The sequence below is a fragment of the Novosphingobium sp. ST904 genome (assembly GCF_001298105.1).
Lineage (GTDB): Bacteria > Pseudomonadota > Alphaproteobacteria > Sphingomonadales > Sphingomonadaceae > Novosphingobium.
Genome location: NZ_LGJH01000162.1, coordinates 17283 through 37540, shown reverse-complemented (window position 1 = coordinate 37540; position 20258 = coordinate 17283). Strand labels below are relative to the sequence as shown.

Sequence of the window (20258 nt, the reverse complement as noted above, 5' to 3'; positions counted from 1 at the left end):
CACGCAGGGAAAGCCGGAAGGTTGGGGGAAAAAACTGGGCCGTTCCCCCGCTCGGCCATCACTGCATCCTGTCCAGAGGATGCAGTGATATTTCTCCTAAATGACTAAATCTGTCAAGCCTTGGAGGCAGCTAGATTGAGGTCCTTCCAGCGTTTGCTTTCAGGCGAACCGGGCTGCTTCGCCTTCTCCATGAATTCGCTATCCTTCATCAGGCGATTGATTTCCGCCTGCGCCGCCGGGCCTTTCAGATTGCCAAGAGCAAGGTCGATGGCGCCACCGTCAACCTTGTCGAGTTCGCCGGTCTTCGATGCCACCCAGCGCAGGAAATCCCACGTCTGACCGGCTCCGAACGCACTTTCCATGCCGCGCATTACCTGATCGGAATCGAACCCCTCAAGCCCTTCGACCTGATTGAACATGCTGGCGATCGCCTCGTTCGTTCGCTGGTAACCTGCCGGGCCGATGTTGATTTCGCGCGTCGTCAGCTCATCTCGTGCCGTCTGCGTCATTTTCGAAACCGCATCGGCCTCGAACCCATTGCTCCAGTCGGACAGTTCCTTAGCCTGCCATGGAAGGAGGCCCAGCTGATGGGCCTTTTGCTTGAAGGCATCGGCCCGGTCGGTGTTCGAACCTTCCGGCACGGCAACCTCATAATTCTCCCACTTCTCGGGACGAACCTTGCCGATGAAGTCTTCGCGACCCTTGGCATCGTCGGCCGCTGGAATCGGGATGCGTCCGCGCGCCCAGGACATGGTTTCGATATGGCCCTTCGCCAGATCGTCCACCGACTTGTAGCGGGAAAGCGTTTCGCTGGTGCGGAGCGTTTCGTCACCCAGCGAACCCATCCATTCCGGCGCAGCCGAGGGCGAAGGGGGCGGCGTCGGGGTTTCTTCAGTCGTCTGCGTGGTCATCGGCGTTTGCCTCCCTTATGCGTTGGGCCAGTTTTTCAAGAGATTGCGCGTCCAGGCGCGCGAAGAGGTGCAGCATCATGGTGCGCCGTCCCTCGCGGAAATTCAGTTCTTCCCCGTTGGCACCGCTTACCGCTTTGCCCATCCCCGCCGCACGGGAAAGATCGGCCAGAACAAGGACGGCCTCTGGGGACAGCTGGCCATCTTTTAGGAAAAGCCTGCGATAGGCCCGCACCGTTTTCGCTCGCAAAATGATGCGGGCCATGGCCTGCGCGCGCGCGGTGACGGATTTTTGACGCTCCGCGATCATTTCAATTTCCCGGTCAAGCGCCATTGCTGGCTACCCCCGAAACATTCTTGATCGTATCGCTTACGGCGGGCAGCGCTGCCAGAAGCGCCTGCTGTTGGGCCTCCTGCGCCTTGCGGGTGTCGTAGGCCTGCTTTTCCTCTTCAGTAGCGCGCATTGCCGCAGGTACGCCGGCGTTTTGCCCCAGCACGTCCAGCACCTTCGCCATTGGGTATTCCCGGCGAAAATCCTCCACTACGGTATTGTCAAACTGCGCCAGCAACCCAACCTGCTGGGCAAGAGACAGATAGGCGGTGGTATCCTGCGCCTGCATCATGCGCGTCAGTTCGTTATCGTAGCGCCAGCTGAATTCGCCCTCGGCCTCGAAATATTCGATCACTTCGCCGGGGGCATCGTCGAAATCGCCCATCTCCCCCATCAGGGCAAGTTCGCGCACGGTCATCGGCGCAAGCCACTCGGCTTCTTGCCGGGCCAGCGGAGCTAGGAGCACACCTTTTTCGACCTTTTCTTCTTCGGTCCGGGTCGCAGTGATATGCGTCTTCTGCTCGCGCGTGATCTGCAACAGGTCGCGGCCGTAACCCTTGTCGATGATCGCGCAAGCTTCCTGCGCCAGCAGTTCGGCATCGCGTGAATCCGAAGCATCGAAGAATGTTTTCATCTTCGGGTTGCCGCGATCGTCAAGCCCGCCGAACGTTACGCCCAGGGCCCGCATTTCCAGAATGGCGCCGTCCAGCTCATCATCGGTTGCAAGGAAGGGCGGGAGCAACCGCAGTTCCGCCCCGAATACGCGGTGCTGCGTGATTTCCTGCAACAGGCGGATTTGCGGCAGTATGCGCATCGTGGGGCTGAAACCCCAACTGTTGCGAAGTCCACGTGTGAACGTGGAGAAGATTCGGGGCTTGGAATGATACCCGCCGCGGAGGAATATCTCATGGTTCCCGCCGCATAGGTAATAGGCCGCCGCCCATGGCTTCCCATGATGATCGATGCGTTCGGGATCATATTGCGTGTTCGGCTCGATCACGTGGATGAACTCGAACTCGCCATCCTTGTTCTTGTCCTGGCCCATCGCCTTCATCACAGGGGCCGGCGTATTGCGCCCCCATTTGAGGAAGGCTTGCTCTGCCGTGAGGGCGAACTTCCTGTGCAGGCGGAAAGGCGTGCCCGAGGCATCCCATTCCACGAACTGTTCGCCCACGAATTCGCTTTCGTAGCTCAGCCCGACCTTGCGGCCCGTCACCGGGCTACGGCGAATGTCGATCCACATGGATTGCGCCGCGAACGCATAAAGGCTCATGGCGCTTTCGTGGACCGCGCCTACAAAGCCGCTTTCGGGGTCGTTTCGCAGCTGGAACAGCCGCAATTCTTTCTTCTCGACCCACTGCTGGACCCGGACAGACTTCATCAATTCGGCGTCGAGCGCCAGTTTCTGCCACCGCTGGCCTCGCGGCATGACGAAACCCTCGAACAGCGAAACACCATCCTCGAACGCCTGAGCGGCATAGGGATTGTGCATTTCAGCATCAACCCGGCCGCCCATCTGCGCCCAACCGGCCATCGTCCCGCCATAGAACCGGTTCATTTCCGGGTAGACCAGGCGGGCGATCTCACTCCATTTGCTGTCATGATTGGCGCGTAACGTTTCCATTCGCGCCTGATTTGCTTTCACGCTTTCAGGAGTAATCATCCGCCCGGCCTTCCCGCCTAGATCAGTCTTCGATCGTGTCGCCGCCGGTAACGGCAAGGATCGCATTCGCGGCGCTGGCAAGCATGTCGACCTTCGGTTCGCTGAACGACAGGTGGCCGGCATTGATCTTCGCGCGCGTACCGCCGCCCACCGCAAGCGGGCTGATGAATTCACATACCGCAGCAGCGTCGCCGTTCTTGCCCACGAGCCATGCCTTCGTGATTTCGGTCCGGCGAACCGCGATCGGGAAGACGATCGGCTGCTCCAGCGATACCACCCGGCGCGAATGATCGAACTTGAACGCGCCTCTCTGGAATTCCAGTTCGGGCAGCTCCTGAATGGTCATATCGTCGCTCCCGGTGAACGCGATACGCAGGCAGGGGCCTTCCGCATTGCCGATTACCGCCAGCTTGCGGGGCTGCGCCGCTACCTCCTGCGCCGTCGTACCGGCCTCGGCATCTGCCAGCTTGATTTCCAGCGCGGCGATGCGCTCGTTCTGCTCCATCTTCGTTTCTTCGATCAGCGCGCGAACATCTGCATCGGTAAAGACGCGAACACCGGCATCGGCGGCCAGCGCAATGATTTTCTGTTCCTTCGCCGTGTGGGCGCGTGCTTCCTGTTCGGTCGCTATGGCCTTGAGCAGGCTCTTGCGATTTGTCGCTGCCGCCTCAGCGGCAGCAAAAGCCGCAAGCTCGTCATCGCTGAGGGTGCTGAAAGCGGCAATGCCGTCATCGACGTTCACCTTCAGCAAGTCGCTGATTTTTGTATCCATGCTGCGTTCCTTCCTTCGCAACGCGGGGCGATCAGCCGCCCAGCGAAGTCTTCTTGCCACCGGAAGCCTCAGCCCCGAGCGATCCCGTCCGCTTGTTCGCAAGGGAACCGCGCCGGCTCGCTACCGCCTCCAGAACGACCGAACTCGATCGGTCGATCGCCTGCGGCTGTGCTGCTGGCACATCGATTTTCGGTTTGTTGAACAGACCGGCCATCGCCCCGATTGGCGAAAGCAGCATCTTCCCCACCGCACCCATTATGTGACCTCCATTTTCAACGTTTCGGCGCGAACGCGCTGCCGCCATGATTGACCTTGCCGCCGCCGGGCGTCCGCCGCTTGGCGGCTTTCGATTTGGGCTGGCCGTCATCATCGACGGCTCCAACCTTGGTCAGACCGAGGTTCAGATACTGACCGGCATCGTGAATGTGCGAAAAGTCGTTCTTGAGCGGCTTGTCAGCCCAGCGTCCCCCGCCATTCGACAATTGCACACGCGTAATGACGTAGCCGTTGTTGAAACCCCGGCGTGTCACCTTGCAGGTCGGCGAAAGTTGGAAAGCAGGTTGCCCGCCGATCATCTTTTTCAGCGGATCGCGCACGGCCTTGAGTCTTTCCGGCAAGCGGTTCTCATGCTGCATCGGGGCGGGCTTCAACTTCCAGCGCACCGCCCCGCGGCCAACTTTCTTCTTAAACGCGCTCCAGAACAGCGTAACCCAGCTGTGCTTGTCCTCAACACCGTACCAAGCCGCGGGATCGCCCCAAGCGCCTGCGAAGTCATGCTTTCCGTAGTTTTCGAGCCAGAATTCACCGCAAAGCTCGCCAAAGGACTCGGCGTCCATCTGTTCCAGCGAATGCTCCGACCCCGGCGCAAAAACCACGACCTCGGCCAACCACCGGATGCGCCCCATGTCATCCTTCTGGCCGAACATCGCAGCAGGGGTCGAACCGCCGTCCACAGCCAGGCCAACCGACACACCGTCCAGAGCCTTCAGGTCCTCTTTCGCCGTGTGAATCTCGTCGTTGAATTCTTCGTAAACAGGCTGTCCGTTCCGCACGGCGCCGAATTGGTTGTGAACGAATCGACGAATCCAATTGGTCGTCTTGCCCACCATCAAACGCTCATAATAACCTTCAGGAAGGTTCATGAGGTTTTCGGCATCCGGGTCCAGGCCTCCGGGCTGACGGTGGAATGCAATCCGGAAATTCGGTCCAAGCTTTTCGCGCAGGGCGTCTTCGACCGCTTGCGGTAGCCCCATGTTCTTGTTGACGAGCAAGTCGTAAGTGTAATTGTCTACGTCCGGCGCGTTCATGTCTGCGAACATGCCGTACCAGGCACAGCCGCCCTTTGCCGCAGGTGGATATCGCCCGAGGCGGGGCAAGCCGAATTCCAGAACGCTGGGATCTTGCGTGTCGATTTCGTTGGGCCACAGCCATGTAAGCTGCATTCCCTTGAAAATCTGTTCCGCTTTTACCCGGTCCTCACAGGCCCGAAACAACACCTGTATGTTCAGCTTGGCGATGCCGGGAATGTCCAGCGTAACCGTGTGCTCCAGGCGATCGCCATTCCAGTTGTCTCGCGTCTTGGGAAACCACGCGAACCAGTCCTTCATGACAGTATCTTGAAGCTGGCCGTAGGTCGGTCGCGTGATGCAGCCACGCGAATACTTCATCCCGTCCGGCGCGGTATGCTGCCAAAGCCCAGCCATGATAATCGCTTGGAAGGTCGTCGTAGTCTTAGCCGATCCGAACGGCCCCATGATGGTCCGCATGTAGGATTGGTCATGAACGAACCGGTGCGCGACCGGCCCCACGGGAACCATCGTAAGCGCTTCGGCCTCGCCAGTGCGGTCAAGGTCGTCGATCGATGAAAAATCAATCATCGTCGTCGTCGGCGTGTGCCCACTTGCTGGGATCGGGCAACAGTGTGCCGTCGTCCAAGCGAATGCCCGCCGCTTCAATGGCCTCAATGCCAAGCTTTTCTGTCGCGTCGGTCAACTGATCGCGCGTGAAGCCGGCGGGCGCGTTAAGGCCCGGAATAAAGATCACCGCATCCGCTTTGCCGTTGAAATCTACTGCGATGGGCTGCTTGCCGTGAATGTATGGCAGCACGTCAAGAATAGCGGATTTACGAAATTCCATGGCGTCCCGTCCCGTCACCCGCTTCCCCTTCGCCTCGCCGCCTTGAGCAAGGATCATCTGCTCGTAGATCACGTCGATAGGGGTGTTCATGATCTCGCCAAGCGCCACCAGCGGGTCACCATATTGAGCGATGAACCACTTCGCGATTTTCTCGCTGCGCTTGTTGCGGGCACCGCGCGGTCTGCCACGTCCTTGTTGCGCCCGGATTTGCCGCAAGGCATCCGCAGGCAAATTCCCGCGTTCATCGCGCAGAAGGTCAAGCTGGCTGGCTTCGGGGAAGAACTCGTTTCCGCCCCGCTCGTCTGCTTCGCCCTGCATAACCTGCATCAGTGCAGACGGCTTGCTTGACATCAGCCGAGCCCCCCGCCTAGCGTCGCAGCCCTGCCAAGATCGTACGAGCCGAGAGCGCCTTTGCGCCCCCGGACCCCTCCGATTCCATAATTGGCACCTTCACGCGGCCCACAGCGCTGTTTCGCGTATGCGTAAGGCATCGCCACCCCGGACCCCACGTCTGACGGTCGAAGTTTCCGCGCCCTCTGAAAGCCGGTGCATCCGCATCCAGTGATCGAGGGGGCCGAAAGGCCGGTTTTTTTGAAAATCCGGGTCTGTCCTGCGCGACCCCCATGGGGACGCGCGCGCGAACCGAAAGGGGGCCACCCCCCCCGACCGGCGACGACGGCGGGGCCGACCGATGGGCCGCGATGCGCGCCATGGCCGAGGCTGTCTGAAAACTGGCGATTAGACGACGGGCGGTATCAAGGGCGCAGAAAACCGCCGATCCTGTCAGGCGGTGCGACGGCATCGGTGCGACGGGCGCGACGGCGATGCTGCTAAGTGATTGATTTTGCACATTCGAGGCGGGGAGGGCGCTGCCGCTCCCCGCCTGGACGCCGACGCCTGCATGCCTGCCAAGATCGCAGTTCCGACGCCCGGCCGCAGCTACCACGCGCGGCCCGAATTTCCCCAGCCCGCCGAAGTCGCACCCCCGGAACACCCATTGAGCCGGATATCCGACCCTTAGAATATTCGAGTGTGGCGCTAGCGCATCGAGCATGGCCTAGGTCATTATCCGAATGGACTAAATGAACGCAAGGGCTCCCCATGTCCGTTCCGATTGTTCTTTACCGGAACGAACATTGGAACAGATATCATATTGAAATATAAGATAAAAAGAACATGTTCTGATTGTTCTATCTATCTCGCGCCTGTGTATGGTGTGCGCATAGGCGCATACATGCGCAAAACCTCTCCCATCGATAGAACAGTTGGAACGCCTCAATAAACGGCTGAAAACCTAATGTTCTGCCGTTCCATGCCCAGAACGGGCCAGAACATACGGAACGCCCCCGGACCCATGCCGAGCATCCACCCTTGGCCTATGCTCTGCTTGCACAAAACGGGTCCGGGTAAGCGGGGCGGTAGGCGAATGTCAGGTGAGCAAGCGGGCGAAAAGTGGCAGGAAAGCGAGGGTCAGGGAGAGTGAGCCCGGACGCACCGCGCGCCTGACGGCGCGCTGTCCGGGCATGTTATTTAGTCATATTGACAAATCATTTATTTAGCCAATATGACTAAATAACAGTTGGCGGATGGCCGACTGAAACGGCAATAGGAGGCCGAAACATGGTTGATCGTTCTAAGGTGGCTCAGGCTTTGGCAAAGGCCATCGCGTACAAGCAATGCGGCAAGCAGTCCGAAGCCGAGGACTGGGCGCGCAGGTTGGTCGAGCTTCTCGAATGCGCCGACATTCTCAAGCGGGGAGCCTGAGTAATGAGCCCCGAACAGCTTGACAAAGCGCGCCGCCAGCAGATTTTCCATAAATGTCGCGGCGTCTTCGCGAAAGACAGCACAGCCGTGGCTTATATCTACGAGCAGGCCGATGGCGCGCCCTGCGCCGCCGTCTTCACCGGGCGGGCACTCAAGCCCGCTTGGCGCTACCGCTTCCGCAGCGCTGAGGAACGCGCATGCAAAGTCACATCGTTCTTTGCTGCCTGCACCGCTCACGCCGAGCGGCAGGCGAAGCGGGCCGCCGAGCGCAAGGCGGAAGGGCGTGGCCTTGTTGTAGGCGACGTGCTCAGTACCTGTTGGGGCTACGAACAGACCAACCGCGAATGGTTCGAGGTGACCGCACTTATCGGCAAGACGATGGTCGAGGTTCGCGAGATCGCGCGCGAGATCGAGGAAACCGACTGGCAGCAAGGCAAGACGGTGCCCCTCGTAGGGAAATACATTGGGGAGCCGCTGCGCCGCGCAGCTAAAGGCGGCCGCGTGCGAATCGATAACGTTCGCCTTGCCACGTTCGAGCAGCCGCTTGCCCGGATCGGCGGCAAGGCTGTTTATGCCGCCCAACACTTCACCGCCTACCACTGACGGCACTGGAGAGCGCGCGGGCGTCAGGCCCGCGCGCTTCCTGTGCCGCCAAAGTGCGGGTGCGAACGGCAATAGGAGGCCGAACCTGTGAAAATCCCCCCTGATATGACCCGCCGCAGCGCCGCGCAGCTAGACCTGTTCGCGCAACACCAGGGCGACCTATTCGCGCAGCCGATGCGAACCGCCCTCGCGCCGGTCGTACCTCCTTACATGGCCCCGCCGCCGTGCTTTTGCGTCCGCTGCAATACCAAGGGCAAGGCAGAGGCGCTATGGCACCATGACGGCCTAGGCGGCACGATCTGCTATCCGTGCCTGACGGTGACAGAACCGGAATGCAGCGATTGCCGCGCACTGTTTGTGGACAGTCGCGGCATGGCGAACACGCGGCGTTTTGTCCTGCCCACGGGGCGGGGTGTGTGCTGGGACTGTAATGAAAACCGCCGAACTAACCAGCCACAAGCCGAGCTGACGGCCGACGAGGCGACGCCGGATGCCCTCGCGACCTTTGATGCGCTCGAATGGCGGGACGATACACACCGTTTCCGGGCACTCTATCGCCTGCGCGCGTCGCTGGAGGCGCTGCGTAAGGGCGGATACACACCCAAGGAACAGAAGGCCGCAAAGTCCGCGAAGCTGGACCCTGACCATATCACCTACCAATGGAAGGTTTCGCGCGCGCGCCCTCTTGCTGAAATCGCGGATGAGGCTTGGCAATTGCTCGACGCTTACGACCAGGCCAAGCGCGCGGGCAATCACGAATACGATCCGCAGCTATGGGCGCAGTTGGATTTGTTGAACAACGAGGCAAATAACGGCACCTCGTTCGGGGTCAGGGTCAATCGCGGCCCGAAGCGCCTGATGAAGGCCCTGCGCGTTCGAGCCAGGGCCGAAAGCCGCTTGCCCATGTGGGGCATTCCCAGCAGGTTCCGTTTCGAATGCAGAGGCATGCATGTCCTGGCTGACACCAACGGCCTGTCGATGCGCCTCGATGCCGATCGGCACCGCCCCGGCGACCTTTCGTTCAGCGGCACCGGCTATCGCAGTTTTCAACCGTGCAGCCGCCCCATCACGTCGATCGCGGTGACGACACCCGAGGAATGGGCGCGGGGTGTTCTCGAAGCCTATATCGACGGGCCAACCAAGGACGGGGCAGGGCGGGGCGGCAAGCTGGAGCGCTGGATACCGTGGGAGGCGGAACAATGGATTCGCGCCCGCACGGACCGCCGCCTAGGCGAGGCGGCACAAGAGGAGGGCCGCGATTGCTGGCAGACGCGCAAAATGCCTGAATACGACGCTCAGGAGGCCAAAGCGCTGGCATGGATGCAATTGCGCGGGATAGATCCTTTCGCCCTGTTCCCTGACGAAGTTCCTCCCGCGCAGGCGGCGTTGCTTTAATGGCGGACTGCCGCCACAACTTCGACCAGCGCGGCAAGAACCGCCCGTGCCAGAGTATATGCGCCAAGCCCGCAAAGGCCGATAATCAGAAAACCGCGTGAGGAACCGGCATAGCCGTAAGCTATTGCAAGGGCCTGACAGATTACCACAAGTTGCAACCATGCGGGCGCTTCTGCTTCTCCCCACGCCGGGATGAAACCCGAGCGCCCGGCCTGCACGATCAGGCCGAGCAATGCTCCAAAAATTATTGATACAGCCAGCATGGCGGCAGGCTGCCACAGATGGGCAATCGCGGGAAGTGCCCGGTTATCCTTGCATCGCGGGGTATAGGATGACATAGGCGCGCCCGCATCGCGGGTCGCGGTGCCGGGAATGGAAGCCCGAATTCTAGAGCAACGTCGCCCATGGTCGGGCGCGTCGGGAGGCGTATGCCTGCCGTTGCTCTAGCGGTCTTCCAACCCGTCACGTCCGGCCACCAGCCCGCAAGGTGGGGCCGAATGGAAGACCTGGGTAATGACTGATTTCCGTTTTGTGCGGGCCGATCCGCGTCCGCCTGACGCAGACCTCAACCACACGCGCTCGCTCGCGGCGCTTGAGGCCCTGAAATCCCTTTTCGAAAGTCTCCCGCTGGGGACTGAAATTCGTTCGGAACACATTGCGGCCCTGCTTGACGTCACCCTTGCCGTCGCGCGCACACCGGCCAGCACCGAACCCCGCGATCTCATCTAGATCAACGTCAACTGCGTGCGGTCCCCTACCGGCGCTTGTCGAAAGTGAAAGCGCGGTGCCGCAGCCTCGCGCCCTGGGCGCGCGTCAAACAGATACCAAGCGCAATCGTCGGGTGGGTCGTATTTGGACCCGGCGAACCATTTCAGCCGCCCCACGCTGACGATATCGGTGCAGATCGGGCCAAGCGCCGCCGCTTGCTGGGTATGCTTCCAGCTGGCATCGAACAGCATCCATGTCGGCAGGATAGCGGCTAGATGCCGGATCAGGGCATGCAGCATCGGTCTGTTCCAGGGCGGGTTCGTCACGAAGCACGTCGCATCCCCCACGTCGCGGGCCGAAAGGGTCAAGGCATTCCCCCGTGCGATGGGCCATCGGTTGCGCAGGCATTCGCTTTGCGGCTCCAGCTCCAACGCCCAATCGCATGTCAGGCCAAGCGCATCGAGCAAGCCGATAAGGTCGCCTGCGCCCGCGCAAGGCTCCGCATAGACGGTGCCGGGCGGTAGAAAACGCGCAAGTGCCTGCACGGCGCGCGGATCGATGGTGGGATAGAAGTCGTTCCGTTTGCGCGCCTTCTGGGTGCCCATAACTTGGCCGAGGATGCTCATGGTTTCGAGAAAATGGACCGGATGCCGCGATATATCATGCGGCCCCATTTCCTTTCGTGCTCGTCGAATTTTTGAGCTTGCCTCTGCTCTGGCGTGGACTTTCGGACTTCAATATGTGGGCACAGCACCCGCGGTTGAACTCCTGGCGGTGGTATCAACCGCCTGTTGCGTCTCCGTGCGGTCAACTTTCGCCCCCCTGATCTTGCGCGGCGGAAGCCTTGGCCACCAAAGCGCGCAGTTCGTCATGATTGATCGAAAGCATGGTGTCCCGGTTGCGTCCATTGTTCGTGAGAGACGCGACGAACGCCTCCACCAACCTGTGGGGATTGCTCGGGGTGGGGCCGGTGCTCAGTAGTGCCGCAACCTCATCGGTAGTCGCGACGCGCAGCGTTTCCGAGCACGCCTCGCATCCGAGGACGAACAGGCATTCTACGTCGCTCGTCTTCAACCGGCCCTCAACGACCTGCGACTTGTTCCGAGAGTGCGCAAACCACGTAAGCCCGGTGCTGCCACATTCTTTGCAGCATGCCACCGGCTCCTCGCCCGCAGGTTCGGCGGCATGCGGAACGAACCGCCCGCCCATGCGCCGAGCGAGCCTGTCAGCCGTCTGCATGGTGGCGTCCAACTCGTGCCGATCTTGCACAGGTTCGGCGCTCCGGGCTTGCAGTGCGGCGATGGCGGCGCGGGCAACGTGGAACCACTTCTCGCGACCACTATCGGACAACTGCTGCCAGTAATCCTCATGGGCGGTGTACGTCTCGGGGAAGCGCGCCCGGTGGATCGCTTTCGCAACCGCCTCCACCTCATCGGCGGCCGGGGTGGGCAGCAAGGACTGTCCAGCGAACAGAACGGAGTCGCGGGCGATGTACCACTTCTCGCGGGAGAAACCTTCGCCGTCCTCGGGAACGGTGGCGTCGGCGGCGGCTTTCGCCAATTCTGCAATGTTCATCCTTCGTCTCCTCGGAACGCGGAAAGCGGCACAAGCAGTGCGTTATCCGGCATGCTGGTGTTGAAACGGACTTTTTGGCCCCCGATGGCACCGTCAATTTTCTTGAGTGACTGGAGCCAGCCACCGCCTGCCCATTCGGTGCCGACGAACAATCCGGCCAGCGCCTTGTTCGTGGCATAGGCCACGGCAACATAGCCGCTCTCCCAACCCTGTTCGTCCAGCAAGGCGTCCTCGATGCCGAACTTGCCCTTGCCCTTGTCCACACGGGCCACCACGCGCAGACCGTAGGCCATAAGCCGCTTTCGTGCCGCTTCGTCCGGTCCGTGGTACTCGGCGGGCTCGGTGGCAAACTGGCCGGGAGTGATTTTGGTCCGCATCGCGCGTTCCAGCCATGCACCGACCGGCTCAGGCGCGTGGCCGTGCGATCCTGGCAAAGGATAGCTGACAAGATGCTGCACCACGCGTTCGGTATCCGTGCGAGCTTCGGATCGGCCCATAGCAAGCAGCGGCAGGATCGATGTTACCGCCTCCTGCACCCGCACCATGCCCGGTTCCAGCATCGCGTCGTCAGCCGCATCGGGGGCAAGATCGTAGAGCAGCAGGTCGGCGCAGGCGAGAAGGGTGCCATACGTATCCTGCCAACGCCCGGTGTAGCGGTGGGCGCTGATAGCCCGCTTGTAAGCGGTATACGTGCGTTCAAATCTCGGTGCCTGTTCCACCATGCGCCGATGCAGACGCCGACCCAGGCTGCGCCATTTCGCCAGTTCAAGGTCGAGCGGCTCGGCATCATCGGCCAGTGGCCGCATTTCCAGCAGCGCGATACGGTTACGGTCTTCGCCGCGAAACGGGGCGTGAAGCACGGAGGATAGCAGGAAGGCGCTCTGCGCGGTGAATTCGACGCCCTTATGATCCTGAGAGCCACGAAGGATGCGGTCGCCGCTGGACCCCTTCTTCATCAGGTTCATCACCGCTTGCAGCTTTTCGGGGTTATCGTGGGCTTCGGCCTCGTCGATCGACACGGCCAGCGTGTCATTGCCCAGGATTTGCCGGATTGCCGCTTCAGAAGCGTCAGCGGTAGACAGGCACCAGTCGTCCAGCAACGCACGTATGCGTTTCTGCAGGGTCGATTTGCCGGACGCGGTAGGACTTACCAGCCAGATATGCGCGCGCCAGTCCAGCCAACCGCAAATATAGCCCTGCGCGATCCATCCCAGCATCAACAGCGGTGCCGCCTTGGAAATCCAGTTCCAGCTGTGGAGCATTTCCAACACTTCCTCGCCTTCGCTACGCGTCGCTGCGCGGTCGGAAGGTGGCGGCAGATTGTCGGCTGCGGGGAAGAACACGTCTTTCCCGCTGATCCGGACCATGCCCGCCGGATGCCGCTCGACGTTCCCGTTAGGTCGAGAGATCAGGACCGAACGACCCAGGTGGAGAACCAGGAGGCTTTCGTCGGCTTTCGGGCGGTGCGCTCCGCGTCCCAGCACTTTGCCTTGCGGATTAAAGATGTTTTTCGCCCGGCAGTCATTGATGAGCGCCATCTGCGCCTTGGTCTGGTTGAAGTCTTCGACCGGGTCTCCCGCCTTGTAGTTTTTCGGATAGGACGGGAAATGCTCGATCAGGTATTCATCCCCGAACCACAGCGCCAATTCTCCCTTGCTGCAACTGCGCGGTGGTTCGACCACGATCTGTTGCAGGGAATCCAGAAAGATCAGCGATTTCCCCAGCACTCCCAACGGGACCACCGGGCTGGGTTGCGGTAGACGGGGCGGCTTGCGCCCCCAATCCTGCATCTGCTCGGCGCCGAAGAAGTCCGGCGCGGGTTCCGCTTCCGCGGACCGCATTTCGTCGAGCCTCGATTGTTTGCCCCCGGTCATTGTCTATCGTTTTCCTCGAAACTCGTTCACGGGGCGCGGCCCCAGCGGCAGGAAATGGTCGCAACCCTTGAAGCCGGGAACGCCGCAGAAAGGGCAGGGGCCTGACGACGGAGCCTGCACCGTCGGTTGGTTGTTTCGCCTGGCCTGCGGGCGTGGGCGTTCCCGCATGGCGGCCACGTAGCGGTCTCGCTCGGCCTTGCTCAGGTCCGGGATCACCGGGATTTCCCCTGCAACCAATCGTTCCAGTCCTTGTATTGTTGGGGAGGTCGCCTTGCGCCGATCCGGCGATCCGATCTTTGATGCTTTGCCTGCGCCTGCTGCTTGAGCATGGCAGCTTCGAAAGCCTCGATCGGCTTCGGGTCGGTGTCGTTCTGCGCAAGAAAGTTGAAGTCACCGGCTTGGGGTGGCAGGATCATCTGGCCGAGGTTGCCCAGCGTCCCGCCCGCGATCACGCGGGCCTGCGGGTTTGCCATGGCATAGGACAGGCCGTCCTCGATCCCTTCGGAGCCTTCAACCGCCGTGCCAGCACGAATGTCGGCAAGCGGGCAGTTCTGTCCCCCCTTCCAGAGCGGCAGATGCGCGCCCCAATAGGTCGGCCCCCAAATCTTCTTGCTGACCTTGGTGCGCTTCCCTTCGATCACCATGTCCGGGATCTTCACCCAGCCACCGCCTGCGGTGTATTCCAGAAACGTCAGGTGAACGCCTTTAATCTGCTTGTCGGCGCCGATGAAGCAGGTCGCCATTGCCGGCAGCTTTTGCCCGCTTTCCTTGTGGGTGACCGCATGGTGATAGCGGATCGATCCGGGCGGGCGTTTCAGCGGGCTATCTGCGCCGAACAGGATGCCGCGCCCGGCAAGGTAAAGAACGGGCGGCATCCCCGGTGTCAGCGGGGCCGCGCTGTGCCATAGGCCCTCGGCATTCCGGCGCTTGCCTTCATCTTCGGACGCTTTTTGCCGCTCTTGCCGCTCTTGCGCCTTGCGTGCTGCCAGTTGCATCCGCTCCAGGGCGCGCGGGTCCATGCTGTCGAGGTTGAGATAGCGCTTGGCTTCCTCAATCGCCTTTTTCATGTCCCCACCGCCGATGGTCAGCTGCAACAGCTTGAGCATGTCGCCCTTGCCGTTCGGGTCGCTGTCGCTTGTGGCATAATCCGCCCAAGTGCCGCGTTTTGGCCCGCGCGTCTGGATTTTCAACGAATCGCCGGGCTCGCCGTGCAACGATCCGATGCACAGGAACCCCGCCGCCATCACAGAGGCCGGAAAGATCATCCGGCCCAGCGCTTCTGCGTGTGGCCGCAACAGGTTGGCAATATCTCCGGCGGTGGGGCCGGAGAATTCACGATGGCCGCTCACATCGTTACCTTTGCGAAACCACCACTGGTTAAAAAGTTTTCATCATGTGGTTCGGGTTTCGCGCGCAATTTAGTTTCTACAGTGGTCAAGGGCAGGGCCTGAGGCGGTTCGAACCAGTCGGTCGCCTCGCACACGCCTGCCCTCTCCAGCTTCACCGCCTGTTCGAGCGGTGGTCGCCGTTCGCCGCGTTCAATGCGGCTCCACGTGATCGTCGATAGGCCGAAGAGCGCGGAAAGCGCCGACTGCCGGGCTTTGGGGCATTGGCGCTGCGCCATGCCTTGACCTTTTGAGCACCGAGGTTCATTCGGTACTTATCCAATCTGACTAATTTAAACGCAAGCCCCCGGAGGGAATTTTGGTCAAAACAGCGTCTAACGGTGCCAGTGCCACCGTTATAATATTCCCCTCTATGGCAAGGAAATCCAAGATTGAGCGGTTTCCCAACCGCATCCGCGAACTGCGCGAGCAGGCCGAGCTGTCACTGGAAAAGCTGGGCCAATTGTCGGGCATTCACTTCTCCAACCTCGCCAAGATCGAAACTGGCGAGCGCGAGATGAAAGACCATCATATGGAGCAGCTGTCCAAGGCGCTTGGCATCGCCAAGGCGGACTTGCTCAACCCGGAAGATGGTGGGCTGACCCCTGAAGAGCGGGCGCTTATCGATACCTATCGGGATTTGCCGGTGGCACTTCGCAAAACCTTCGACGCCCTGCGCGATAGCCATCAGGTTTTCCGTGGTTCGGGCGAAGTGATTTCAATGATCGAAGCCGAATCGGAGCGTAAGCGCGCCTGACCGGAAATTCAGTATTAACTAGCGAACCCCGCTGCCCGCCTGGGCTGCGGGGTTTTCTTTTGTCTGCCGTTTTTCTGCGGGCAATTTTGGGTAACAAAATCCGTCATAGTCAGAATGGATAAATTCTCTCTTGCGGCGATTAGTCTGTTTGGATAAATCCTTAGGCCTACCAGCTTGCCAAGGAGGCGAATCCTATGACCGCCGCTATCGTACCTTTCCCTGCATCCAGCGCGGATAGACTGGCTTCGGCCAACATTATCCCGATGCCTGCCATGCCGCCGCGCGCCGTGCTCCGGCCGATCGCCAACGCGCGCCGCGAATATTCTTTCGGCGAAGTCTCGCGCCTTCTGTCGCTGGCAGGGGAGCCGCGCACGCAGATCGGTTATTTGCGCGATCTGGCCAAGCAGTGCGGCATGCCGCTTCCCAAGAACCCGCGCCGTTATCGGGGCCACCTCCAGGCTGGCCCGTCGATGATCGGTTCGAAAAGCCGTTGGTGCGCGCTTGAATTCGACGCTTGGCTTGATGGCCAGCGCACTCCACCCCCCGGCGTCGGCATTGCGCCGTCGCAGGGTGCTGCTGTCGGCGAACGCCCCCTGCCGGCAGCAGCACCTACCCGCACGAACCTGTTGAACCGGGCGCGGCTGCTTGCCGCAGGCGGCCGCTGATGCAGGTGCATCGCGGCGATCACGCTCAAGCCATGCTGGACCGCCTGAAAGGCGGCCTCATTGGCTCGCTGCTCGCTGCGGTCTTCTGCCTGTTCGTGGTGCCGGTGGCTGCGGAACTGATCGCACACGGCACCGAGGCCCTGCACCCGTAAGCCCCGCCGAAATGGCGCGCTTCCTCTTCAAATACGCGGCGGCCCTCGTTTTTTCCGCGGGCTTCGGCGGCATGCTCGGAGTGCTTTGGCCATGACTGACAGTTTTCAAAATCACCCTGCTTCCGGACGGCTCTCTCGCGAGGAAGATCTCAATCCGGCAGGGATGAGCGGCACGGCGGAAGGAGCCTCCGGTTCCGCCGTGCCATCCACCAGTTCCCCAGCCCTCGGGTCGCACCAGGGCGAGCGCGCGTCGGCGGTAGCCAAGGCTGCCGGCGCGCGCCACACATTCGGCGGCGTGCCTGTCGCCTCGATCGAAGCCGTGATGGCGGATCGGCACGCGCAGTTCGGACATGGCCATACCGTCGAAGCGGACCTGTCCCTCCGGCCGGGCCATCTGGCACGGCTCGCGGCGGAAAAGCTGCGCAGCGGGATCGATCATGCGCAGCTTGGTCATCACGAAAATGCCACGAAGCTGCTTGTTCGCGCCGCCGCCTTCATTCTGGCCGAACTGGACGCGCTCGAAGCGCGCCGCGTGGAGCGGGAAGGGTGAGCGCGCCACGCGCCGCCCGCCCCGCCTTTCTCGAAACCTACGAAACGCCCGAGGACGACGGCGATCTGCCGGACCTCGAAACCTACGAAACCGCGCCCGACGACGCTGCCAGCTTCGCGGACGAATTCAGCGAGAGCGACGATGGCTGACGGCAGTAAGATCGAATGGACCGAAGCGACGTGGAACCCCATCACCGGGTGCTCCCTCGCCTCGCCGGGCTGCACCAACTGCTATGCGATGAAGCTCGCTGGCACGCGGATGAAGAATCATGCGAGCCGCAAGGGCCTGACGATCGACACCAAGGCGGGACCGGTCTGGAACGGCGACGTTCGCCTGAACGAACAGTGGCTCGACCTGCCATTGCGCTGGAAACGCCCGCGCATGATCTTTGTCTGCGCCCACGGCGACCTGTTCCACGAGAGCGTGCCCGATGAGTGGATTGACCGCGTGTTTGCAGTCATGGCGCTGGCTCGGCAACATACCTTTCAAGTTCTCACGAAACGATCGGCCCGCATGCGGGAGTACGTCAACGGCATGTTGCGCGGGCGCAGCCTGCATGATGCCATGCGCAAGGTGACTGGGAGCGATAAGGCCCAGCTCATTTACACCTGCGATCGTGCGTTGCCGAACGTGTGGCTCGGAGTTTCCGTGGAGGATCAGGCTCGCGCGGACGAGCGTATTGGTGATCTGCTGAAAACCCCCGCTGCCAAGCGCTGGCTGTCGTGCGAGCCCTTGCTTGGCCCGATCGACCTCTCCCGCTGGACGCAGGCGACGGCCCATTGTCCGGCCTGCGGTTTTCATACCGACCACCCGCGCGCCCTGCGAGGCTGCAAGGGCTATTGCCAAGATCCCAGCGGCAACAGCTGCGATGCACTGCCATGCCCCAAATGCGCGCGCCTACATTACTGGACCGGGGGCCGGGTCCGGCTCGATTGGGTCGTCGTCGGCGGCGAAAGCGGAAAAGGCGCAAGGCCCATGCACCCCGACTGGGCGCGCTCTCTGCGGGATCAGTGCCGCGAAGCAAAAATCCCTTTCTTCTTCAAGCAGTGGGGTGATTGGGACTGGTTGTACTCCCAGGACGGGGATTGCTGGCGGCCTTACGAATTCGCCGTTCAACAAGGCTATGACAGCGCGACGTGGCAGGCCCGGCCGCGATTGATCGGGAAGGCTTGCGCTGGCCGCCTGCTCGAAGGGATCGAGTGGAGCGAGACGCCGCTGTGACCCGCGGTGTCTACGTCCCTGTAGATGAGTGTGCGCGCAATGGCCGTTTCCTCTCGCTCCGGGCAGACGACGGCACCCCGCACTGCGCCAGCTGGGACAGTGAACTGGGCGGCTTCGCCTACGGCCCCGGCCTCCCGGTCCAGAAGCGCATCACCCATTACTTCGTCCGCCTGCCGGGCGCCCCTCCAGCAGAAGGAAGCTACTGAATGCGCAAGATCTTCATTGTCCATGGCCCGAGGGGCTGCGGCAAGACCCGCTTCGCATCTCAAATCGCGAAATCCCTTACCGGTTCGGCTGACGCCTACGTCGACGAGTGGGACGAAACTCAGCCTCTCCAGCACGGCAAAGTCCACCTCACCGTTCAGCGCCCGGGCCGCATCGTCCCCGGCGTGACGATCATCGCCTTCGACTCCCTCAATTTCCGCTCCATGACACAGAGGTAATAACCCAATGGCTGAAACCACCGACGATCGCCTGCGCCTGCTACTCGAACGCGTCGAGCGCCTGGAAGAGGAAAAGAAGGGCATCAGCGACGATATTCGCGACGTCTACAACGAGGCAAAGGCTGTCGGTTATGACGTGAAGATCATGCGCCAGCTCGTGCGCCTCCGGAAAATGAAGCCGGACGATCGCCGCGAAATGGAAATGCTGCTCGACACCTACAAGTGCTCACTCGGGCTGGACTGATGGCCGCCACGCTCGCCAAGCGCGCGGAAGCAATCCAGTTCGACCCCTGCGCAAGCGTCGAGCTCGCCCCCGCATCCACTCTCGATCGAGACTGGAGCCGCGGCTGCGTCGCCGCACGTGCGGAACCATCAGCGGCCGACTGCACCATGTGCGACGGCACCGGATACAAAGATTACGCCGGCTTCGCGATGGACCCCTGCAACCACATCCGCGCCGGGCGGCTCCCGGCATCATCCGAGGAGGGTTAAATGCCTTCTGGCAAACACCGCTATCGCCCCCGGTGGTCCGACAATGACAAGTATTTCGGCCCGTTCACCTATAGCCGGGATGGGAAACACTACCGCCCTTTCGAGATCATGCTGACTTCGGGGAAGGAAGAGCACCCCGATAGCACAATCCGCTTCCGCGCGCTCGGCCACACGATCATTGTCGCGTTGCCGGGGATCATCAAATCCTATCGTGAGTGGATCGACACCTCCCACTACGAATGGTCAAAATCGCCAAACGGCGGTTACTGGGAAGAGCACCGTAACCAATATGGGTTTTCTGTCGTAGAGTGTGCGCTTCATCTTCATTACGGCGCTCAGACCCACAGCAGCGACACTACCAAGTCAAAGGTTTGGTTCCTGCCATGGAAGTCGTGGCGCCACGTTCGCCACAGCGTGTTCGACCTAGCCGGTGATCACTTTGCGACAATTCCCGAGCGTGGACGAAAAGCGAGGATCGGTGAAGGCGCATGGCGCAATCACTGGACGGTTCAGCAGATCCTCCGAGATGCTTGCCCCACCACGTCGTTCGAGTTCCGCGACTACGACGGCGAGTTGATCACTGCGACAACGCGAATCGAGGAGCGCCACTGGAAGCGCGGTGAAGGCAAGTTCAAATGGCTTTCTCTTTTCTGGCCGGACAAGATCAAGCGCTCGCTGGATCTCCACTTTTCCTCTGAGGTCGGTCGCCGCAAGGGATCTTGGAAAGGTGGCACAATAGGCCACAGCATCGACATGAATCCGGGCGAGTTACATGAGGCCGCCTTCCGCAGATATTGCGAGCAGAACCAACTGGATTTCGTCGGAGCGCCGTCCGCATTGACAGCCAACGACGCCTAAGCCCTT

The 20258-nt window shown here is 61.3% G+C and carries 28 protein-coding genes; 15 read left to right on the top strand and 13 right to left on the bottom strand.

Annotated elements, in window-relative coordinates:
• Positions 1-113: 113 nt before the first annotated feature.
• Genes ADT71_RS24045 through ADT71_RS24015 form a run of 7 tightly spaced genes read right to left on the bottom strand, consistent with a single transcriptional unit; the run spans position 114 to position 6161 of the window.
• A complete protein-coding gene (locus tag ADT71_RS24045; RefSeq protein WP_132469384.1) occupies positions 114-911 on the bottom strand; it encodes a hypothetical protein in 798 nt (265 codons plus the stop codon).
• The gene (locus tag ADT71_RS24040; RefSeq protein ID WP_054440980.1) at positions 892-1242 is read right to left on the bottom strand and encodes a hypothetical protein; all 351 of its coding nucleotides are present in this window, start codon (positions 1240-1242) and stop codon (positions 892-894) included. The genes ADT71_RS24045 and ADT71_RS24040 overlap by 20 nt, the downstream gene beginning before the upstream one ends.
• A complete protein-coding gene (locus ADT71_RS24035) occupies positions 1232-2902 on the bottom strand; it encodes a portal protein (RefSeq protein ID WP_197283113.1) in 1671 nt (556 codons plus the stop codon). Before ADT71_RS24035 ends, ADT71_RS24040 begins: the two co-directional genes overlap by 11 nt.
• Before the next feature lie 22 nt (positions 2903-2924).
• Complete coding sequence (locus tag ADT71_RS24030; protein ID WP_054440976.1) at positions 2925-3674, bottom strand: hypothetical protein; 750 nt, start codon at positions 3672-3674, stop codon at positions 2925-2927.
• A gap of 31 nt (positions 3675-3705) precedes the next feature.
• Positions 3706-3930, bottom strand: a complete 225-nt coding sequence (locus tag ADT71_RS24025; protein ID WP_054440974.1) for a hypothetical protein — start codon at positions 3928-3930, stop codon at positions 3706-3708.
• A gap of 16 nt (positions 3931-3946) precedes the next feature.
• Positions 3947-5551 carry a hypothetical protein gene (locus tag ADT71_RS24020; RefSeq protein WP_054440972.1) on the bottom strand — a complete coding sequence of 535 codons (1605 nt, stop codon included), beginning with the start codon at positions 5549-5551 and terminating at the stop codon, positions 3947-3949.
• Positions 5544-6161: a hypothetical protein gene (locus tag ADT71_RS24015; RefSeq protein ID WP_132469385.1), complete on the bottom strand. Its 618-nt coding sequence runs from the start codon at positions 6159-6161 to the stop codon at positions 5544-5546. Before ADT71_RS24015 ends, ADT71_RS24020 begins: the two co-directional genes overlap by 8 nt.
• 1269 nt (positions 6162-7430) lie before the next feature.
• Between ADT71_RS24015 and ADT71_RS31660 the strand changes: the two genes are divergently transcribed.
• From ADT71_RS31660 to ADT71_RS24005, 3 genes are all read left to right on the top strand, one after another.
• Complete coding sequence (locus ADT71_RS31660) at positions 7431-7574, top strand: hypothetical protein (RefSeq protein ID WP_156336791.1); 144 nt, start codon at positions 7431-7433, stop codon at positions 7572-7574.
• Between the two features lie 3 nt (positions 7575-7577).
• Positions 7578-8177, top strand: coding sequence for a hypothetical protein (locus ADT71_RS24010; protein WP_054440968.1), 600 nt, complete (start codon positions 7578-7580; stop codon positions 8175-8177).
• Positions 8178-8282: 105 nt separating this feature from the next.
• Positions 8283-9572, top strand: coding sequence for a hypothetical protein (locus tag ADT71_RS24005; protein WP_054440966.1), 1290 nt, complete (start codon positions 8283-8285; stop codon positions 9570-9572).
• Here the strand turns inward: ADT71_RS24005 and ADT71_RS24000 are convergent.
• Entirely contained in the window at positions 9569-9910 is a 342-nt protein-coding gene (locus tag ADT71_RS24000; RefSeq protein ID WP_132469386.1) for a hypothetical protein, read from the bottom strand. The two genes, ADT71_RS24005 and ADT71_RS24000, sit on opposite strands and share 4 nt — an antisense overlap.
• 175 nt (positions 9911-10085) lie before the next feature.
• Between ADT71_RS24000 and ADT71_RS23995 the strand changes: the two genes are divergently transcribed.
• Positions 10086-10301 (top strand): hypothetical protein, encoded by a 216-nt coding sequence (locus tag ADT71_RS23995; RefSeq protein WP_054440962.1) that lies wholly within the window; start codon positions 10086-10088, stop codon positions 10299-10301.
• On the opposite strand, the gene ADT71_RS23990 is transcribed toward ADT71_RS23995, so the two are convergent.
• From ADT71_RS23990 to ADT71_RS23970, 5 genes are all read right to left on the bottom strand, one after another.
• Entirely contained in the window at positions 10298-10906 is a 609-nt protein-coding gene (locus ADT71_RS23990) for a class I SAM-dependent methyltransferase (RefSeq protein ID WP_132469387.1), read from the bottom strand. The two genes, ADT71_RS23995 and ADT71_RS23990, sit on opposite strands and share 4 nt — an antisense overlap.
• A gap of 181 nt (positions 10907-11087) precedes the next feature.
• Positions 11088-11855 carry a hypothetical protein gene (locus ADT71_RS23985; RefSeq protein ID WP_054440959.1) on the bottom strand — a complete coding sequence of 256 codons (768 nt, stop codon included), beginning with the start codon at positions 11853-11855 and terminating at the stop codon, positions 11088-11090.
• Positions 11852-13729 (bottom strand): hypothetical protein, encoded by a 1878-nt coding sequence (locus tag ADT71_RS23980; RefSeq protein WP_054440957.1) that lies wholly within the window; start codon positions 13727-13729, stop codon positions 11852-11854. The genes ADT71_RS23985 and ADT71_RS23980 overlap by 4 nt, the downstream gene beginning before the upstream one ends.
• Before the next feature lie 212 nt (positions 13730-13941).
• Positions 13942-14994, bottom strand: a complete 1053-nt coding sequence (locus tag ADT71_RS23975) for a hypothetical protein (protein WP_156336789.1) — start codon at positions 14992-14994, stop codon at positions 13942-13944.
• Between the two features lie 80 nt (positions 14995-15074).
• On the bottom strand, positions 15075-15353 hold the full coding sequence (locus ADT71_RS23970) for a helix-turn-helix transcriptional regulator (protein ID WP_054440953.1): 279 nt from the start codon (positions 15351-15353) through the stop codon (positions 15075-15077).
• A gap of 134 nt (positions 15354-15487) precedes the next feature.
• Here ADT71_RS23970 and ADT71_RS23965 point away from each other — a divergent pair, with 134 nt between their 5' ends.
• From ADT71_RS23965 to ADT71_RS23925, 11 genes are all read left to right on the top strand, one after another.
• Positions 15488-15871 (top strand): helix-turn-helix domain-containing protein, encoded by a 384-nt coding sequence (locus ADT71_RS23965; protein WP_054440951.1) that lies wholly within the window; start codon positions 15488-15490, stop codon positions 15869-15871.
• Positions 15872-16065: 194 nt separating this feature from the next.
• On the top strand, positions 16066-16536 hold the full coding sequence (locus ADT71_RS23960; protein ID WP_132469389.1) for a hypothetical protein: 471 nt from the start codon (positions 16066-16068) through the stop codon (positions 16534-16536).
• Entirely contained in the window at positions 16536-16688 is a 153-nt protein-coding gene (locus ADT71_RS31655; RefSeq protein ID WP_156336786.1) for a hypothetical protein, read from the top strand. Before ADT71_RS23960 ends, ADT71_RS31655 begins: the two co-directional genes overlap by 1 nt.
• A gap of 91 nt (positions 16689-16779) precedes the next feature.
• Entirely contained in the window at positions 16780-17238 is a 459-nt protein-coding gene (locus tag ADT71_RS23955; RefSeq protein ID WP_132469390.1) for a hypothetical protein, read from the top strand.
• Positions 17235-17387 carry a hypothetical protein gene (locus ADT71_RS31650; protein ID WP_156336783.1) on the top strand — a complete coding sequence of 51 codons (153 nt, stop codon included), beginning with the start codon at positions 17235-17237 and terminating at the stop codon, positions 17385-17387. Before ADT71_RS23955 ends, ADT71_RS31650 begins: the two co-directional genes overlap by 4 nt.
• A complete protein-coding gene (locus ADT71_RS23950) occupies positions 17380-18459 on the top strand; it encodes a DUF5131 family protein (RefSeq protein ID WP_054440946.1) in 1080 nt (359 codons plus the stop codon). Before ADT71_RS31650 ends, ADT71_RS23950 begins: the two co-directional genes overlap by 8 nt.
• Positions 18456-18665, top strand: coding sequence for a hypothetical protein (locus ADT71_RS23945; RefSeq protein WP_054440944.1), 210 nt, complete (start codon positions 18456-18458; stop codon positions 18663-18665). Before ADT71_RS23950 ends, ADT71_RS23945 begins: the two co-directional genes overlap by 4 nt.
• Entirely contained in the window at positions 18666-18902 is a 237-nt protein-coding gene (locus tag ADT71_RS23940) for a hypothetical protein (protein WP_054440943.1), read from the top strand.
• Between the two features lie 7 nt (positions 18903-18909).
• Positions 18910-19146 carry a DUF2312 domain-containing protein gene (locus ADT71_RS23935; protein ID WP_054440941.1) on the top strand — a complete coding sequence of 79 codons (237 nt, stop codon included), beginning with the start codon at positions 18910-18912 and terminating at the stop codon, positions 19144-19146.
• Positions 19146-19394 (top strand): hypothetical protein, encoded by a 249-nt coding sequence (locus ADT71_RS23930; RefSeq protein ID WP_054440939.1) that lies wholly within the window; start codon positions 19146-19148, stop codon positions 19392-19394. Before ADT71_RS23935 ends, ADT71_RS23930 begins: the two co-directional genes overlap by 1 nt.
• Positions 19395-20252: a hypothetical protein gene (locus ADT71_RS23925; protein ID WP_054440937.1), complete on the top strand. Its 858-nt coding sequence runs from the start codon at positions 19395-19397 to the stop codon at positions 20250-20252.
• The last annotated feature ends 6 nt before the right edge of the window (positions 20253-20258 follow it).

What these genes read in the sequence shown, in the direction of transcription:
- ADT71_RS23990 (WP_132469387.1), bottom strand. Translation starts at nt 10,906, where the DNA reads ATGAGCATCCTCGGCCAAGTTATGGGCACCCAGAAGGCGCGCAAACGG.
- ADT71_RS23960 (WP_132469389.1), top strand. Translation starts at nt 16,066, where the DNA reads ATGACCGCCGCTATCGTACCTTTCCCTGCATCCAGCGCGGATAGACTG.
- ADT71_RS24035 (WP_197283113.1), bottom strand. Translation starts at nt 2,902, where the DNA reads ATGATTACTCCTGAAAGCGTGAAAGCAAATCAGGCGCGAATGGAAACG.
- ADT71_RS23965 (WP_054440951.1), top strand. Translation starts at nt 15,488, where the DNA reads ATGGCAAGGAAATCCAAGATTGAGCGGTTTCCCAACCGCATCCGCGAA.
- ADT71_RS24025 (WP_054440974.1), bottom strand. Translation starts at nt 3,930, where the DNA reads ATGGGTGCGGTGGGGAAGATGCTGCTTTCGCCAATCGGGGCGATGGCC.
- ADT71_RS24015 (WP_132469385.1), bottom strand. Translation starts at nt 6,161, where the DNA reads ATGTCAAGCAAGCCGTCTGCACTGATGCAGGTTATGCAGGGCGAAGCA.
- ADT71_RS23955 (WP_132469390.1), top strand. Translation starts at nt 16,780, where the DNA reads ATGACTGACAGTTTTCAAAATCACCCTGCTTCCGGACGGCTCTCTCGC.
- ADT71_RS24020 (WP_054440972.1), bottom strand. Translation starts at nt 5,551, where the DNA reads ATGATTGATTTTTCATCGATCGACGACCTTGACCGCACTGGCGAGGCC.
- ADT71_RS23980 (WP_054440957.1), bottom strand. Translation starts at nt 13,729, where the DNA reads ATGACCGGGGGCAAACAATCGAGGCTCGACGAAATGCGGTCCGCGGAA.
- ADT71_RS23940 (WP_054440943.1), top strand. Translation starts at nt 18,666, where the DNA reads ATGCGCAAGATCTTCATTGTCCATGGCCCGAGGGGCTGCGGCAAGACC.
- ADT71_RS23925 (WP_054440937.1), top strand. Translation starts at nt 19,395, where the DNA reads ATGCCTTCTGGCAAACACCGCTATCGCCCCCGGTGGTCCGACAATGAC.
- ADT71_RS24030 (WP_054440976.1), bottom strand. Translation starts at nt 3,674, where the DNA reads ATGGATACAAAAATCAGCGACTTGCTGAAGGTGAACGTCGATGACGGC.
- ADT71_RS31655 (WP_156336786.1), top strand. Translation starts at nt 16,536, where the DNA reads ATGCAGGTGCATCGCGGCGATCACGCTCAAGCCATGCTGGACCGCCTG.
- ADT71_RS24005 (WP_054440966.1), top strand. Translation starts at nt 8,283, where the DNA reads ATGACCCGCCGCAGCGCCGCGCAGCTAGACCTGTTCGCGCAACACCAG.
- ADT71_RS24040 (WP_054440980.1), bottom strand. Translation starts at nt 1,242, where the DNA reads ATGGCGCTTGACCGGGAAATTGAAATGATCGCGGAGCGTCAAAAATCC.
- ADT71_RS24010 (WP_054440968.1), top strand. Translation starts at nt 7,578, where the DNA reads ATGAGCCCCGAACAGCTTGACAAAGCGCGCCGCCAGCAGATTTTCCAT.
- ADT71_RS23950 (WP_054440946.1), top strand. Translation starts at nt 17,380, where the DNA reads ATGGCTGACGGCAGTAAGATCGAATGGACCGAAGCGACGTGGAACCCC.
- ADT71_RS23970 (WP_054440953.1), bottom strand. Translation starts at nt 15,353, where the DNA reads ATGGCGCAGCGCCAATGCCCCAAAGCCCGGCAGTCGGCGCTTTCCGCG.
- ADT71_RS31660 (WP_156336791.1), top strand. Translation starts at nt 7,431, where the DNA reads ATGGTTGATCGTTCTAAGGTGGCTCAGGCTTTGGCAAAGGCCATCGCG.
- ADT71_RS23930 (WP_054440939.1), top strand. Translation starts at nt 19,146, where the DNA reads ATGGCCGCCACGCTCGCCAAGCGCGCGGAAGCAATCCAGTTCGACCCC.
- ADT71_RS23975 (WP_156336789.1), bottom strand. Translation starts at nt 14,994, where the DNA reads ATGATCTTTCCGGCCTCTGTGATGGCGGCGGGGTTCCTGTGCATCGGA.
- ADT71_RS23935 (WP_054440941.1), top strand. Translation starts at nt 18,910, where the DNA reads ATGGCTGAAACCACCGACGATCGCCTGCGCCTGCTACTCGAACGCGTC.
- ADT71_RS24045 (WP_132469384.1), bottom strand. Translation starts at nt 911, where the DNA reads ATGACCACGCAGACGACTGAAGAAACCCCGACGCCGCCCCCTTCGCCC.
- ADT71_RS23985 (WP_054440959.1), bottom strand. Translation starts at nt 11,855, where the DNA reads ATGAACATTGCAGAATTGGCGAAAGCCGCCGCCGACGCCACCGTTCCC.
- ADT71_RS24000 (WP_132469386.1), bottom strand. Translation starts at nt 9,910, where the DNA reads ATGTCATCCTATACCCCGCGATGCAAGGATAACCGGGCACTTCCCGCG.
- ADT71_RS23995 (WP_054440962.1), top strand. Translation starts at nt 10,086, where the DNA reads ATGACTGATTTCCGTTTTGTGCGGGCCGATCCGCGTCCGCCTGACGCA.